Source organism: Polymorphospora sp. NPDC050346 (genome assembly GCF_040655695.1).
Lineage (GTDB): Bacteria > Actinomycetota > Actinomycetes > Mycobacteriales > Micromonosporaceae > Polymorphospora > Polymorphospora lycopeni.
Window position 1 is genome coordinate 74,351 of the sequence record NZ_JBFAKM010000018.1, and the last position, 14,696, is coordinate 89,046.

General features: G+C 69.6%; 16 protein-coding genes. 9 read left to right on the forward strand and 7 right to left on the reverse strand.

Features of this window, described 5'->3' with window-relative positions:
* The first annotated feature begins 4 nt into the window (after positions 1 to 4).
* The 4 genes from AB0I42_RS19825 to AB0I42_RS19840 all read left to right on the forward strand — a co-directional run bounded on the left by AB0I42_RS19825 (position 5) and on the right by AB0I42_RS19840 (position 5,689).
* Complete coding sequence (locus AB0I42_RS19825; protein WP_357539065.1) at positions 5 to 1,615, forward strand: extracellular solute-binding protein; 1,611 nt, start codon at positions 5 to 7, stop codon at positions 1,613 to 1,615.
* Positions 1,616 to 1,623: 8 nt separating this feature from the next.
* A complete protein-coding gene (locus AB0I42_RS19830) occupies positions 1,624 to 2,565 on the forward strand; it encodes an ABC transporter permease subunit (protein ID WP_357538996.1) in 942 nt (313 codons plus the stop codon).
* Positions 2,562 to 3,509: a carbohydrate ABC transporter permease gene (locus AB0I42_RS19835; protein ID WP_357538997.1), complete on the forward strand. Its 948-nt coding sequence runs from the start codon at positions 2,562 to 2,564 to the stop codon at positions 3,507 to 3,509. The genes AB0I42_RS19830 and AB0I42_RS19835 overlap by 4 nt, the downstream gene beginning before the upstream one ends.
* Before the next feature lie 95 nt (positions 3,510 to 3,604).
* Positions 3,605 to 5,689: a hypothetical protein gene (locus tag AB0I42_RS19840; protein WP_357538998.1), complete on the forward strand. Its 2,085-nt coding sequence runs from the start codon at positions 3,605 to 3,607 to the stop codon at positions 5,687 to 5,689.
* A gap of 143 nt (positions 5,690 to 5,832) precedes the next feature.
* Here AB0I42_RS19840 and AB0I42_RS19845 read toward each other — a convergent pair whose 3' ends face one another.
* Positions 5,833 to 6,375 (reverse strand): hypothetical protein, encoded by a 543-nt coding sequence (locus AB0I42_RS19845; protein WP_357538999.1) that lies wholly within the window; start codon positions 6,373 to 6,375, stop codon positions 5,833 to 5,835.
* Positions 6,376 to 6,450: 75 nt separating this feature from the next.
* Between AB0I42_RS19845 and AB0I42_RS19850 the strand changes: the two genes are divergently transcribed.
* Together AB0I42_RS19850 and AB0I42_RS19855 are read left to right on the forward strand one after the other, a co-directional pair.
* On the forward strand, positions 6,451 to 6,894 hold the full coding sequence (locus tag AB0I42_RS19850; RefSeq protein WP_357539000.1) for a MarR family transcriptional regulator: 444 nt from the start codon (positions 6,451 to 6,453) through the stop codon (positions 6,892 to 6,894).
* A gap of 299 nt (positions 6,895 to 7,193) precedes the next feature.
* Entirely contained in the window at positions 7,194 to 7,523 is a 330-nt protein-coding gene (locus tag AB0I42_RS19855; protein WP_357539001.1) for a TraR/DksA C4-type zinc finger protein, read from the forward strand.
* Between the two features lie 79 nt (positions 7,524 to 7,602).
* Here the strand turns inward: AB0I42_RS19855 and AB0I42_RS19860 are convergent, their stop codons facing one another.
* Genes AB0I42_RS19860 through AB0I42_RS19870 form a run of 3 tightly spaced genes read right to left on the reverse strand, consistent with a single transcriptional unit; the run spans position 7,603 to position 9,553 of the window.
* Positions 7,603 to 8,295 (reverse strand): ABC transporter permease, encoded by a 693-nt coding sequence (locus AB0I42_RS19860; protein WP_357539002.1) that lies wholly within the window; start codon positions 8,293 to 8,295, stop codon positions 7,603 to 7,605.
* Complete coding sequence (locus tag AB0I42_RS19865; protein WP_357539003.1) at positions 8,292 to 9,197, reverse strand: ABC transporter ATP-binding protein; 906 nt, start codon at positions 9,195 to 9,197, stop codon at positions 8,292 to 8,294. Before AB0I42_RS19865 ends, AB0I42_RS19860 begins: the two co-directional genes overlap by 4 nt.
* A complete protein-coding gene (locus AB0I42_RS19870; protein ID WP_357539004.1) occupies positions 9,194 to 9,553 on the reverse strand; it encodes a GntR family transcriptional regulator in 360 nt (119 codons plus the stop codon). Before AB0I42_RS19870 ends, AB0I42_RS19865 begins: the two co-directional genes overlap by 4 nt.
* Before the next feature lie 748 nt (positions 9,554 to 10,301).
* Here AB0I42_RS19870 and AB0I42_RS19875 point away from each other — a divergent pair.
* The gene (locus AB0I42_RS19875) at positions 10,302 to 10,712 is read left to right on the forward strand and encodes a hypothetical protein (RefSeq protein WP_357539005.1); all 411 of its coding nucleotides are present in this window, start codon (positions 10,302 to 10,304) and stop codon (positions 10,710 to 10,712) included.
* Between the two features lie 84 nt (positions 10,713 to 10,796).
* The gene (locus AB0I42_RS19880; RefSeq protein ID WP_357539006.1) at positions 10,797 to 11,477 is read left to right on the forward strand and encodes a hypothetical protein; all 681 of its coding nucleotides are present in this window, start codon (positions 10,797 to 10,799) and stop codon (positions 11,475 to 11,477) included.
* Between the two features lie 238 nt (positions 11,478 to 11,715).
* Here AB0I42_RS19880 and AB0I42_RS19885 read toward each other — a convergent pair whose 3' ends face one another.
* On the reverse strand, positions 11,716 to 12,393 hold the full coding sequence (locus tag AB0I42_RS19885) for an HAD-IA family hydrolase (protein ID WP_357539007.1): 678 nt from the start codon (positions 12,391 to 12,393) through the stop codon (positions 11,716 to 11,718).
* A gap of 114 nt (positions 12,394 to 12,507) precedes the next feature.
* The gene (locus AB0I42_RS19890; RefSeq protein WP_357539008.1) at positions 12,508 to 12,873 is read right to left on the reverse strand and encodes a nuclear transport factor 2 family protein; all 366 of its coding nucleotides are present in this window, start codon (positions 12,871 to 12,873) and stop codon (positions 12,508 to 12,510) included.
* Positions 12,874 to 12,974: 101 nt separating this feature from the next.
* On the opposite strand from AB0I42_RS19890, the gene AB0I42_RS19895 reads away from it, so the two are divergent.
* Positions 12,975 to 13,859: a LysR substrate-binding domain-containing protein gene (locus AB0I42_RS19895; protein ID WP_357539009.1), complete on the forward strand. Its 885-nt coding sequence runs from the start codon at positions 12,975 to 12,977 to the stop codon at positions 13,857 to 13,859.
* Between the two features lie 91 nt (positions 13,860 to 13,950).
* Here the strand turns inward: AB0I42_RS19895 and AB0I42_RS19900 are convergent, their stop codons facing one another.
* Positions 13,951 to 14,625, reverse strand: coding sequence for a cytidylate kinase family protein (locus AB0I42_RS19900; protein WP_357539010.1), 675 nt, complete (start codon positions 14,623 to 14,625; stop codon positions 13,951 to 13,953).
* Positions 14,626 to 14,696 lie beyond the last annotated feature (71 nt).

Below are 14,696 nucleotides of genomic sequence, written 5' to 3' on the forward strand. Positions count from 1 at the left end.
CACGATGCATAACAGCCTGAGCCGCCGCCGGTTCCTGACGCTCGCCGGCGGCACCGCGATCGCGGCGGCCGGCGCCGGCGTCCTGTCCGCCTGCGGCAGTTCCCCCGCCCCGACCACCCCGGACGGCGCCGGAAGCGCGGCGCTGCCCGACTACATCCCGTCCGAACTGGTCCGGCCGGACCTGCCGCCGACCGCCGAGGGGGTGATGGCCGGCTACTACCAGTACCCGAGGCAGTTGGTCGACGCGTTCGGCACCAAGCCCGGCGAGGGGCTCGGCGACGTCAGCATCCTCACCAACATGTTCAACCCGGTGCCGCCGGCGCTGGGCGGCAACCAGTTCTGGCAGGAGCTGAACAACCGGGTCGGGGCCAACCTCGACATCACGATGACCCCGTCGGCCGACTATCTCAACAAGCTGTCCACCACCGTCGCCAGCGGCGACCTGCCCGACATCATGCTCATCTCGGCCCGGCTGGCCCGGCGCGCCGACGTACTCACCCGGCTCTGCGCCGACCTGTCGGAGCTGATCGGCGGCTCGAACTCCGCGAACTTCCCGTTCCTGGCGAACATCCCCCGCGACTCGTGGCTGTCGACGGCGTACGGCGGCGGCATCTACGCCATCCCGATCTCCCGGGCGATCGTCGGGACGATCATGTTCGCCCGGACCGACCTGATCGCCCAGCGCGGCCTGAACGCCGCCCCGGGCAGCTACGCCGAATTCGTCGCGCTGGCGCAGGGGCTGACCGACGCGCGAAACAACCGGTGGGCGTTCGGCAGCGCCAAGCAGGTCATCGCCTACGTCGGCAACATGCTGCGGGTGCCGAACGTCTGGCGCGAGGAGGGCGGCAAGTTCACCTCCGAGATGGAGACCCCGGAGCGTAAGGAGGCGGTCGCCCGGGTCGCCGAGATGTATAAGGCCGGGCTGTTCCACCCGGACGCGATCGGCGGCCGGCTGCAACTGCGCGACCTGCTCGGCAACGGCACCATCGCGCTGAACGCCGAGGGGTACGCCGCCTGGGACATCCTGGCCGACACCCACAGGGTCCAGTTCGGCGGCATCCCCGCCCCCGGCTACGACGGCGGCACGCCGGTACACCGCTCCGGCACCCCGTCGTTCGCGCTGACCGCCTTCCGCAAGACCGACAAGGCGCGGCTGGAGAAGCTGCTGCGGATCTGCGACTGGCTGGCGGCCCCGCTGGGCACCAGCGAGTACATGTTCCGCAAGTTCGGCGTCGAGGGCCGGCACTGGAACTGGCAGGACGGCGTACCGGTCCGCACCGACGCCGGCAACGTCGAGGTCAAGCTGCCGCTGGAGTACATCAGCGACTCACCGCACATCCTCGGCCCCACCGACCGGGCCCGGGTCGACGCGCAGCGGGCGTACCAGGAGAAGGTCATTCCGAACCTGCTCCGCAACCCGTCCGAGGGCCTCGTCTCGGAGACGTCGGTCGCCAAGTCCGGCGAACTCACGAAGATCATCGACACGGTCGAGCTGGACATCGTCTCCGGCCGCAAGCCGATCAGCGCCTGGGACGAGGCGGTCGCGCAGTGGAAGACGGCCGGCGGTGACCAGATCCGCGCCGAGTACGAGGCGGCCCTGGCCGAGCAGAAGTAGGGGGAGGCATGGCGTCACCCGCATCGGCCGGGAAACGCGCGTCCGGCTGGCAGCGCTTCAAGCGGGACCGTTTCCTGCTGCTGCTCGCGCTGCCCGGCGTCGCCCTGGTGCTGCTGTTCCAGTACGTGCCGATGCTCGGCAACGTCATCGCGTTCAAGGACTACCAGCCGTATCTGACGATCGCGGAGTCGCCGTGGGTCGGGTTCGCCAACTTCGAGGTCATCTTCAACGGTGACCCGGCGTTCCTCAACGCACTCAAGAACACCCTGATCATCTCGTTCCTGCAGATCGTCGTGGTGTTCCCGATCCCGATCGCGCTCGCCCTGCTGCTCAACAGCCTGCTCAGCGAGAAGATCAAACGGGTCGTGCAGTCGATCCTCTACCTGCCGCACTTCATGTCCTGGGTCATCGTCGTCGCGCTGTTCCAGCACATGCTGGGCAACGCCGGCATCTACAACAACTGGGCCCGCCAGCACGACTTCCCGCAGTTGAACATCATCGGCGACCCCGACCTGTTCTTCGCCCTGATCACCTCGCAGGCGGTCTGGAAGGACGCCGGCTGGGGCACGATCATCTTCCTGGCCGCGATCTCCCGGGTCGACCTGGAACTGTTCGAGGCGGTCGCGGTCGACGGCGGCGGGCGGCTGCGCCAGCTCTGGCACGTCACCCTGCCCGCGATCCGCTCGGTCGTCGTGCTGCTGCTCATCCTCAAGCTCGGCGACGTGCTCACCGTCGGCTTCGAACAGATCGTGCTGCAACAGAACCAGGTCGGCCTGGAGACCTCGGAAGTGCTCGACACGTACGTCTACAACTACGGCATCGTCGGCGGCAACTGGGGCGTATCGGCGGCGGTGGGGCTGGTCAAGGGACTCGTCGGAGCGATCCTCGTGCTGGGCGCGAACAAGGTGGCGCACCTGTTCGGGGAGAGAGGGATCTACTCGAAATGGTGACCGACACCAAACCTCGCCCGAAGCGGTCCTCGCCACTGCTGCCCGGGGTGGCCCGGCAGCGACGCCGGCGTACGGTCAACGGCGCCCCGGTACCGAACGTCGCCGTCCGGGGCATCAAGGGCATCGTGCTCTTCCTGTGCTGCGCGGTGGTGCTGCTCCCGTTCGTCGCCGTCGTCTCGACGTCGCTCGCCGATCAGGAGCAGATCACCGCCGCCGGCGGGTACGTGCTCTGGCCGACCAACCCGTCCTTCGACGCGTACGCGGCGATCTTCCGCGGCGGGGTCGTGACCCGGGCGACGCTGGTCTCGATCGGCATCACCCTGGTCGGCTCGGCACTGTCGGTCGCGGTCGTGGCGCTGCTGGCGTACTCGCTGTCGCGGCCCGGCACCTGGGGACACCGGCCGATCCTGATCATGGTGCTGCTGACCATGCTGTTCAACGCCGGGATGATCCCGAACTACCTGCTGATCAAGGAACTCGGGCTGATCGACTCGTACTGGGCGCTGATCCTGCCCGGGCTCACCTCCGCGTTCCAGGTCATCATCATGCGGGCCTTCTTCATGGAGGTTCCCAAGGAGATCGTCGACGCCGCCCGGATCGACGGCGCCAGCGAACTGCAGATCCTCACCCGGATCATGCTGCCGCTGTCCAAGGCGGTGATCGCGGTCATCGGCCTGTTCAACGCGGTCGCCTACTGGAGCGCGTTCTTCAACGCCGTTCTCTACATCAACTCCACCGAGAAGTGGCCGCTGCAACTGGTGCTGCGCACGTACGTCGTCGACAACACCCAGATCGGCACCGACCTGCCCGGCGAGGTCGTGCCACCGCAGCAGTCACTGCAGATGGCGATCCTGGTCGTCTCGCTGATCCCGATCTGCATGGTCTACCCGTTCCTCCAACGGCACTTCGCCAAGGGCGTCGTCATCGGCGCCGTCAAGGGCTGATTCCCCCGTTCCGTGCCCCATCCCCCGCACCGTCCCCCCATCCCCCGCACCGGCCGGCGCGGCGTCGCCGGCTGCCGTCGAACAGGAGCACCCCCATGGAAGAGAGGACCACCGGCAACGCGCGCCGCCGCGCCCTGACCGCCATCGGCCTGGCCGGGCTGGCGGTGGCCGGCTCGCAGGCCGTCGCCACCGCCGCGCAGGCCCGCCCCGGCCGCCGACTCACCCTCACCGGCACCACCGAGAGCGTCGCCGACCTGCGCGGCACCGCCGGCACCGCCGACGGCGACCAGATCCACCTGCTCGGCTACCACGCCGGCACACCCGGCGTCGGCGGCGGCGTCCTCTATTGGGACGCCGACGCGACCGAGCCCGACAACGGCGGCACCGTCTTCGCCGTCACCGGCGTCGCCACCGGCCGCTGGAAGCGCCCGTACGCGACCCGGATCGACCTGGCCTGGTTCGGCTGGACCGGCACCGGCACCGGGAACGACTCGCCGAAGGTGCAGGCCGCGATCGGCGCGCTGCCGGCCGGCGGCACCATCGAGGCCGGCCCCGGCAAGGTACGCCTCGAGGACACCGTCCAGGTCGTCGGTGTGCCGATCGTCTTCGCCGGTGCCGGGGTCACCGACAACGACGAATACTCCACCCAGTACGTCGTCGCGACCGGCGCCGACGACGGCTTCCACCTGTCCGGCGTACGCGGCGGCGGGCTGCGCGACCTCCAGGTGCGCGGTTCCGGCCTGACCGGCGGCAGCATCATCATGACCAGCCGCAACGGCACCGACGGCAACTACATGCTGACGTTCGCCAACGTCCGGTTCAAGGACGGCTACAACGGCATCACCCTGCGCGGCGCCAACACCGTACGGTTCGTCAACTGCGTCTGGAACGGCTTCAACGGCCAGCAGGTGATCCTGCTCAACGGCGTCAACAACGACTCCCGCGCCGACCCGGTCGAGTTCGTCCAATGTGGTATCGCCGCCGGCAGCGCCAACCGGAACACCGACAACCTCGTCATCGACGGCCTCGGCGGTTCCATCAAGTTCATCGCGACCGCGATCCTCTTCGGCCGGCACGGCATCTGGATGAAGAACACCCCGGGCGCCTCGATCCCCAAGTTCCTCTACTTCGAGGGCGGCGGCTTCGAGAACGGCCACGGCGTACCCGTCCTGCTGGAGGCCGGCGCCCAGGCCCAGTTCACCAACACCTACATCTCCGCCGACAACGAGGACGACAACGTCCGCATCGGCCCCGGTTTCACCGGCACCGCCACCTTCACCAACAGCGTCATCCGCGGCTGCGGCCGCAACGGCATCGACATCGCCTCGACCCGGATCACGGTCACCGGCTGCCTCATCGGCAACAACGGCCGGACCGCGCACCCGGCCTTCGCCCGTACGGTCACCGGCGCGGCCGCCAACGGCGCCGGCCGGGTACGGATCACCACCGGCGCCGCCCACGGCTGGGAGACCGGCGACCGGATCTCCATCCAGGGCGTCACCGGCACCACCGAGGCGAACGGGAAGTGGGTGATCGAGGTCGTCGACGAGGACACCTTCGACCTGCCCGCCGTCGCCTTCGCGAACGGCTACGCCGGCGGCGGCACCGGCTACCGCCACGGCGCCGGCATCAACATCCGGGACACCGCCAGCCGGGTCGTCATCGTCGGCAACGCCATCGGCGGTCTCGCCGACGGCATCAACCGCCAGGATCACGGCATCGTCAACGCCGCCGCCGACGTACTGATCAGCGACAACGACCTGAACGGCAACACCGTCGGCCCGTACCAGCTGACCGGCACCCCGACCGCGCAGACCCGGATCACCGGCAACAAGGGCGTCGAGCAGATCGACGGCTGGTTGACCGCCCGGGTGTCCGGTCCGGTGGCCGACGGCCTGTTCGACTTCGGCAATCTGCTCTACCTCGACTCGCAGCGGATCCGGGTGGTCCGGGTGACCCGCGTCGTGGGTTCCGGCACCTGCGACGTACGGCTGGACGCCGACGGCGCGAGCGCCGGTGGCACCGCCGTCACGGCCACCACCGCCGTGCTGACCACCAGCCTCGTCACCCCGTTCACAGTGGACGGGGTCGGCGGTCCGCGCCGGCTCCGGGCCAGGGTGCTCGGCGCGTCGGGCGTGACCGACCTCGAGGTCCAGTTCGGCTACCAGTTGGTGAGCTGACCGTCGCCCCGCTGGTCGATCAGCGCCGCTCGACCAGCGGGTACGCCCGCGCCCCGGCCGGGGCGTCCCTTCCGTCGTACTCCCGGCCGGGCGCGGCTGGTGGGACCGGGCGGGCCTGGTCCGTGGGCTCGCCGGCCCGCGCGTCAGACCGCGGCCGACTCACCGACGGCGCCGACCCGTCGGCCCTCGACCATGAGGGTCCGCCCGACACCGACCATCCACAGGACGGTGAAGGCGATCACGGTCGGGTTCTTCACGCTGACCAGTACCGAGGTCACCAGTTCCTGCCGCCCGTCCGGCACGAGTACGGCGATGGCGGTGTTCGGCACGACGTCCAGCAGCACGAAGGCCACCGCCAGCACCAGGAACTGGGTCCAGAAGGCGCGGACGTCGGCGTCGATCCCGGCCGCCAGGCGCCGCCACCGCTGCCCGGGCGTCAGGCCGGACAGGTCGGGTTCCCGGAACACCATCCGCAGGACGGCGTAGACCAGGAGCAGCCGGGACAGTCCGGTGACGATCTCACCACCGACGCCGACGGCGGCCGGCAGGTCGTCGCCGTACCGGACCGCGACGAACCGCTGCACCGTCGGGATCATCGAGAGTCCGAAAACCAGCCAGAAGTGCCTGGCGTAAAAGTGCGTGGCCCACCGTGCCGCCGCCACGCTGAGTGCCAGCCCCGTGCGCATCGATCCAACCTCCTGCCGTTATACTTCACTTTAGTGAACTATCCTCGATAGTGAACTATTCACCGGGAGGAAGCAATGGGCGGGAACCCGACAGATCTCGGCTGGGAACTGAGCACCGCGGTCGTGCTGTTCCACGAGGCGATCGCGCGCCGCCTCGGACTCAACGCCGCCGAGCACAAGGCATTGGGGATGATCATCCGCTCCGGCCCCCTGCCCACCGGCGCGCTCGCGCCGCTGCTCGGTGTCGGGGCCAGCGCGGTCACCGGGATCGTCGACCGGCTGGAGCGGGCCGGATACGTACGCCGCGAGCCCGATCCCGCCGACCGGCGCCGGGTCCTCGTCGCCGCGGACCCGACCCGAACCCCCGACCTCACCGGCATCTTCGCCGACCTCGGCCGGGAGATGGGCGCCTTCATGGGCCGCTACGACGAGCGCGAGATGGCCGCGGTGGTCGACTACATCACCAACACCATCCGGGTCCTCAAGACCCAGACCGCCCGACTCGCCGAAGAGGACTGAGCCGCGCCACCACCCGAAGCCTGGTTGCTTCCGGTAGCAGGGCCGCCTACGGTGGCCTGATGCATCCGGCCGGGCGTCAGGTGGGCGGTGCCGTCAGCCTGTCGACGGCACGGCCGACCCCTACGTGCCCGACTGCCGCGCCCCGGCCGGTCGGGGCGCACGTCCGCACCCCGCGCGGCAACCGGGCCGTGATCCCCGCGCCAACCGGTCGTAGCCCTCCGGTGCCGCTCCTCACCCGACGAACGGCCACCAGGGCGAAGCTATCCAGCTTCGGCCCTTTTCTTTTTGAGGAGCGACCAATGAGTACCGACCTGCACGACGTCTCGGGCCGGGACTGGCTCGGCGACCTGCGAACCAACCTGACCGGCGAGTTCGATGCACAGACGACCAGGCTCACCCAACTCACCGCGGACACCGGAGATCCGGCGCAGGAACCCACCCGGGCCGCGCTCATCGCCGCCACCCGGCAGAGCCTGGAGCAGATCAGCGCCGCGCTCGGCCGGATCGACGCCGGCACCTACGGCCGCTGCGTCCACTGTGGCAAGCAGATCCCGGCCGAGCGGTTGCAGATCCTGCCGCACGCCCGGTTCTGCGTGCCGTGCCAGGAGAAGCACGGCCGCGCCGGCTGACCCCGGTCCGGGCCGTCGCGTCGCGCGCCGCGGCACGACGGCCCGGATCCGCCCGCTCCACATCAGACCGGACGACGACTCACGGGGTGGCCCGGCGAATAACCGGATAGACGGCGACGGCGAGCAGCAGGGCCAGCAGGGCCGGCCAGCCGAGGATCAGCGCGGTCGCGCCCTGGCCGGCGAACCAGGAGCCGATCGCGCTCCACCAGCCCTGCCAGGTGAGCAGGGTCGCCAGCGCGCCGCCGACCAGGATGCCGACCAGACCCAGGAGGAGCAGGCCGGTGCTCCCCCAGCGCTTGAAGACCACCCCGACGGCCGTACCGAGCATGCCCAGCAGCAGGAACGGGACCGCGTAGCCGAGAAGCTGGAGCACCGGGTTGTCCAGGAACAGGGCCGGGATGCCGAAGAAGCGCAGCTTGATCCACCAGCCGTCGGTCAGCTCCTCGACGATGCTCAGCAGATGGAGCACCACGGCGTAGAGCAGCGCCTGGGCCGCCAGCAGCAGCAGGTGCGACAGGTAGAAGGCCCGCCGGGTCACGCCGAGCCCGAGCGCGAACGGGAACCACTGGGTCACCGACTGGACCAGGGCGGCCAGCACCACCATGTAGATGGTGACCAGGCCGCCGGTGACCGTCGTCCGCCCCAGGTCACCCATGCTCGCGTAGAAGGCGACGTTGACGGCGAAGGCGGCCGCCAGCATGCCCCAGGGCCAGCCGACCATGCTGTGCCAGGTGACGAGTTGGAGTCGGGCGGCGGGCAGGACACGGTTCATCGGACGGGCTCCTTGGTGGTCGGCGAGGTCCTCCCGGCGCCGGTGGTCAGGCGTACGACGAGTTCCTGGAGCGAGACGGCCTCCACGGAGAGACCGAGGACGCGGGCCTGGACCTGCTCCGCCTCGGTCAGCCGCCCCCGGACGGTCACCCGGGCGGTGCCGCCGAGCAGATTGCCGTGCAGTTCGGTACGGCCGACGGTGATGTCGTGCACCGCGGCGACGGGCCCGGAGACGGTGACGACGTCGCCGCGCAGCTCGTCGACGTCCTGGTCGAGCAGGAGCCGACCGTGGTCGATCAGCAGGACGTGCTCGATCAGGTCGCTGACCTCGTCGATGAGGTGGGTGGACAGGACCACGGTGCGGGGATGCTCGGCGAAGTCGGCCAGCAGGTGGTCGTAGAAGAGCTGGCGGGCGACCGCGTCGAGCCCCAGGTACGGCTCGTCGAAGAAGGTCAGCGGTGCCCGGGAGGCGAGCCCGATGATGATGCCCAGGGCCGAGAGCATGCCCCGGGAGAGCTTCTTGACCATCCGCTGCGGCGGAAGCTGGAACTCCTCCAGCAGGGAGTCGGCGAACCGCTGGTCCCAGTTGGGATGGAGCAGCCGGGCCGCCTGCAGCGCGTGCCCGACCCTCATGCTCTGCGGGTAGGTCTGGCTCTCCTTGACGAAACAGGTGCGGGCGAGGACCCGGTCGTTCTCGTACGGGTGCTCGCCGAACACGGCGATGTCGCCGGAGGTGGCCATGTTCTGCGCGGTGAGCAACTGCATCAGCGTCGTCTTGCCCGCCCCGTTGCGGCCGAGCAGGCCGTAGATCCGGTTCTCGGTCAGGCCGAAGCTGACCCCGTCCAGCGCGGTCACGCCCCGGTAGCGCTTGCCGAGGTCGGTGACCGTGACGATGGTGTTCACCGCCGCCCCTCCCAGGTGTCGATCATCTTCTTCAGTTCGGTCGGGTCGATGCCGAGCTTGCGGGCCTCGGCGAGCAGCGGCTGGACGTACTGGCGGGCGAACTCTTCACGGCGTCGGCCCCGTAGCCGTTCGCGGGCGCCCGGGGCGACGAACATCCCGATCCCTCGTTTCTTGTAGAGCGTTCCGTCGTCGACCAGTTGGTTGACGCCCTTGGCCGCGGTCGCCGGGTTGATCCGGTGGAAGGCGGCCAGTTCGTTCGTCGACGGCACCTGGGTGTCCTCGACCAGCGAGCCGTCGAGTATCGAGTTCTCCAGCAGCTCGGCGATCTGGAGAAAGATCGGCCGACCGTCGTCCATCACCGGCACCGGCCCCCGGGATCCGACCGATCCAGGTTCGCTGGTTCATTACTCATGCAACTAACCATGGAGGCAATGAGGCTCCCCTGTCAAGCCGGCTGCACCGGCTACGGCGACGCGGACGGGGTGCGATCGAGAAGGTCGAGTAGCCCCTCACCCCGTCCGGTGAGGCGGTAGACAGATCCTCGGGCCGGCGCTGACCGGGCGGCGCGACGGCGAGGCCGCCTGGGGTGTCGTGCTGAGCCTGCGTGCCGTCGGGCTGCTGCTGATGAGCGCGGTCATGTACCGGCTCGTCGTCCGCCATCCCTGCGCTTCGGCCGGCTCGCCGGCGCCCTCGGCGCCAGTTCACTGATCGCGCTCGGGCTGGGGCTCGACACGTACTGGCTCGCGGCGTTCGCGTTCCTCTGTGGTGTCGGCTTCGCGGCCTCCGGGATCACCTGGGATACCACGCTGCAACGGCATGTCGACAAGGCCGCGCTCGCCCGGGTCTCGTCGATCGACGACCTGCTGTCGTTCGCGGCGATCCCGGTCGGCCAGGTGCTGGTCGGTCCGCTGGCGGCACGGTGGGGTGGCACGACCGTGGCGCTGTGGTGCGGAATCGCGTTCGCCGTGGCGGCTCTCGCGCCGCTGGCCGCCCGGCCGGTCCGGAGGCTGGAGAGCGCGACGGTTTAGGCAGCCGTTGCTCTACTACGTTTCCCGCTGCCGGGGCCGGAGCGGCGCGGGTGACACGGCGAGCGACCATGGGAGGGTGACCAACGCCGTATCGGCTTCCTTGACTGCCGTGATCGACCTCATCGATGGATACATGCATCGGGTGCTGAACGGCGGAGAAGATCCGGTGGGGGTCGTCGAGGAACTGAAGTCCGCACTGGTCGAACTGCTCCTCAGGGACGACGTGGGCAATGCCGGCGGGCTGTACGGCATCTACGCGGACCTGTCGGACATCGTCGACGGCTACCCGTTCCACTACGGCGACGGCACCGAGATGATCGCCCAACGGGAGATTCGCGACGCTGCCTGGGACTGGTTGAGCATTCCGCGCAATGCCGACGGCGTGAAGACCTACGTCGACCACTGGGCTGCGAGAATCGCAGCCCTACCGACGACCGACGGAGGACGGCCGTACCGCGGCAACCCCGGTCGGCTGGAAGGCGAATAGCACCTGGCCGAGCACGCGTCAGACGGCGACGGTGGTGACAAAGGCTGCCACGTCGCGGGCATGGGCAACTGGGATGATGGGCCGATGCTGCATTCGTTCCATCTCGCACTGCTTCCGCCGGCCATGACCATGCGCACACTGCGTCGCCGGCCTCAGGCGGCTGGGCTACGGCACGCCGAATGCCTCGCGCTCATGCGACTCGGCTCCCCGGCACTGTCGGTGGAACGGATGCAGCTGCGACGCCTCGCGATGTTCGCCGAATGGGACGACGAATCGGCGCTGGAACGGTTCCTCGCAGACGACGATCTAGGACGACGGCTCAACGACGGCTGGCATGTGCGACTGCAGTACCTGCGACGTTACGGCGAGGTGGCCGCACTCGCCGGCCTGCCGGTGCAGGCGGGCGAGTGGGATCCGGACGAGCCGATCGTGGCCGTCACCCTCGCCCGGCTCAAACTCCCCGAACTCCCCCGGTTCCTCAAATGGGGACGGCCGGTCGAACGCCTGGTCGCCCACCACCCCGGCACCACCTTCGCCACCGCGGCGATACGCCCGCCCCGCACATTCTCCACCTTCACGATCTGGCACAGCGTCCGCGCGATGACCGACATGGTCCACGGCCGCAGCCCCGTCCCACAGACCCATACACACACTGTCGCCATGGCCGAACAGCACCGCCGGAACTTCCACCACGAATCCGCGTTCATGCGGTTCCGCCCACTGTCCGAACACGGAACCTGGGAGGGACGCCGCCTTCTCCCCTGACCGACTCGACGACCGCGCTCGATAAGGTGCACGCCCAGGCCGCCGACGCGCGCTCGTGGGCTGGCGTACACCATCGACAGCCAAGTGGCACGGGCACTCCGGTCAGGGTGCGACTCGGTCACTCCCGCCTTCAGCAGGTGCCGCGCGGAATCGTCGCATGAGGACGATCCCTGGCCGATCTGGCGTATCCGGCTGCGGGCTGCCCACGGAAAACACGGCCGGCCTCCGCCGCATCCGCTCAACGGCGGTGGCCCGCGTGCCCGGTCAGTACGGCCATGACCGCGTCCAGGGACAGGTCCGCGGCACTGGTAAGCAGCAGGTCCGCAGCCGTGAAGCGGGCGCTGTCCGCGTGCGGGTTCGGCACCGCCACGCACCGCAGCCCGGCCGCGTGCGCCGCCGCCACCCCGTGCGCGGTGTCCTCGAACGCGACCGCCTCCCCCGCCGCCAGCCCGAGCCGCCGCAACGTCAGCAGATACACGGCCGGATCCGGCTTGTGCGCGTCCACCTCCTCGCCGGTCGCCAACACCTCGAACCGCCCCCGCAGCCCGGCCTGATCGAGCATCGCCCCCACATGGGTGACCGGGGAACTGCTCGCCACCGCCAACCGCAGCCCCAACTCCGCGGCCCGGTCCAACCAGCCGACGATGCCCGGCGCCGGCTCCAGCGCCGCGTTCAGCTCCGCCCGGTGCGCCATCCGCAACGCGTGGCTGGACTCGCGGTCGTACGCCGATCCGACCGTCGCGGCAAGCGCGGCATACCGCGGTTCGTTCGCATCACCGCCATGGTCGGCGAAGAACCCGACCGGATCGAGTTCCAGGCCGTGCCGCCGCCACTCCCAACGCCAACTCTCCAGCAGCGTGGTCTCCGTGTCCATCAGCAGGCCGTCGAAGTCGAAGATGAGAGCCTTGACCGTCATCGCGGCAGTATCCCAACCCGGTCTCCGCGGCCGGCGGCTGGCGGATCGGTCAACGCCCGGATCCGTCGGGCGGTCCGGCACGTGGCCACTTCTCGAACGAGACAGCCGGGCCGGTCAGTGCTTCGGCGTGACGAACTCGGGCTGGTCGAGCAGGCGTAGCCAGCTGCCGTCGGCCTGTCGGCGAACCACCTGCGCTCGGGCTCCGGCGCCGTCCTTGGGCGGGGTGGAGGTGAGCGCGATGTCGCCGCTGGTCAGGGTCGGCAGTGGCGGCTCCGGTTCGAAGCGCGGCGCGCTCGCCAGCATCTTCTCCCACAGCGCCCGGATGGCTTCCCGGCCGACCGTCTGTTGGCCCGGCGGGTAGGCCATGACCGCCTCCTCCTCGTAGAGCGCGGCAATGCCGGCCGCGTCCCCGGCGTTGGCGCACTCTACGAAGAGGCGAGTCAGGTCTTCAGGCTTCGTTGCTTTCTCATTGGCGGACATAAGTATCCCTTTTGCATCAAGTCGGGCAGCTCTCCTCAGCCTGCACGACGACGAACTAGAAGTCCAACAGCTTCTACTACTCGTAGCTAGAGTTTCTGCTTATGGAACTGAGGCAGCTCGAGTACTTCGTAGCGGTGGCCGAGGAAGCCAACTTCACCCGCGCCGCCGAACGGGTACGGATCAGCCAGTCGGGCGTCAGTGCCCAGATCCGTCAACTCGAGCACGACCTCGGCGCCACTCTTATCGACCGGTCGGGACGCCGCGCGACCGTGACCGCTGCCGGTGCGGTCGTGCTCGAACACGCCAGGGCCGTCCTCTCCTCCGCGCAGGCGCTGCGACGGGCGGTCGACGACGTGAACGGGCTGATCCGCGGCCGGCTCGTGGTGGGCATGGTCACCGCGTGCACGGTCACGCCGTTCTTCGACGCCCTCGCGGCGTTCCACCTCGCGCACCCGGGTGTCGAACTGGTCCTGTTCGAGGACAACTCCGACCGGCTCATCGAGGGGGTACTTACCGGCAGCGCCGATCTGGCCCTCGTGGGCACGGCCGCCGGCACTCCGGACGGTGTCCGGGCCATGCCGATCGTCAGCGAGCGGCTCATCGCGATCGTGGCCGACGGCCATCCGCTGGCAGGGCGCCGCGGAGCCTCCCTGGCCGAGATCGCCGAGTTCCCCATCGTGTGCCTGCCACCGGGAACCGGCATCCGGACGGTGTTCGACCAGGCCTGCGCCGACGGTGGGGTGAAGCCCGACATCGCCCTGCAGGCCAGCGCGCCGGGCGCCATCATGGACCTCGCCGCGCGTGGCCTCGGGGTCGCGATCCTCAGCGAGTCCATGGCCGTACCGCACCGGGAGCGCCTGTCCGTACTGATGATCGACGACGTGGAGACGCCTGCCGTACTGGCCCTGATCTGGCCGACCACGACGAATCCGGCACTGCAGGAACTCGTCCGCTACGGGCGCACGGCCTTCGGCGGGGGCACCTGAGCCGACGTCCGACCACCCGCCGACTGACTCCTCTGGGCCCAGCAGGTGACCGGCCCACAGCGGCTGTAGCGACGCTCCCGGGCCGGTGCGGTCAGTGTGTTTGGGTCGCCCAGACCGGCTGCTGGGGCTCGTCGTTGTGCACGATGATGTCGACGTGATCGGTCGGGCGGACCGTAGCGAAGTAGAGCTGCTGGGAGGGGATGTAACGCTCGCGCCAGCGCCGTTCGACTTCGGCCCTGGATGACACCCGGCGCTCTCGGATCACGGCACGATCCACGGTCTTCTCGAGCGCGGTCGACACGAAGATGCGCAGGTCCCACCGGTCAATCAGTTCCGGACGCATGAGGAAGACGCCGTCGAAGACCAGCACGGCGTCGGCGGGGGCAGTCATGACCGGCGGGGACAGCGCGGTATCCGCCGTGCGGTCGTAGACCGCGTGCTGGAAGCGTCGATCTCCGCCCGGGCCGAGCGGATCGAGCAGGACCCGGTTCAGCGCGTCGTGGTCGTGGGTGTCGAAGTAGCAGCCTTCGGCCGAGTACTCGCCGCGCGGGTAGCGCTGTGCCCGGGGGAAGAGGAAATCGTCGATCGTGGCGCGGATGACGTCGCGGCCCTGTGTGCGCAAGACGACCGCCAGTTCGTCGGCGAGCGTGGTCTTGCCGGCGGCGGGCGCTCCGTCGATGGCAACCCGCGTCGGGTGTGTGACGGTGACGGACCCGACCGCCTCAGCCAGCCGGCCGAGCAACTCGTCGCGAGTCCCCTGGTCCATGTCCTGCCCCGTCCTACACCCACTCGGCCGACACCCGCGGGATACCTGATGACCGCTTCCGCGACCCGCGT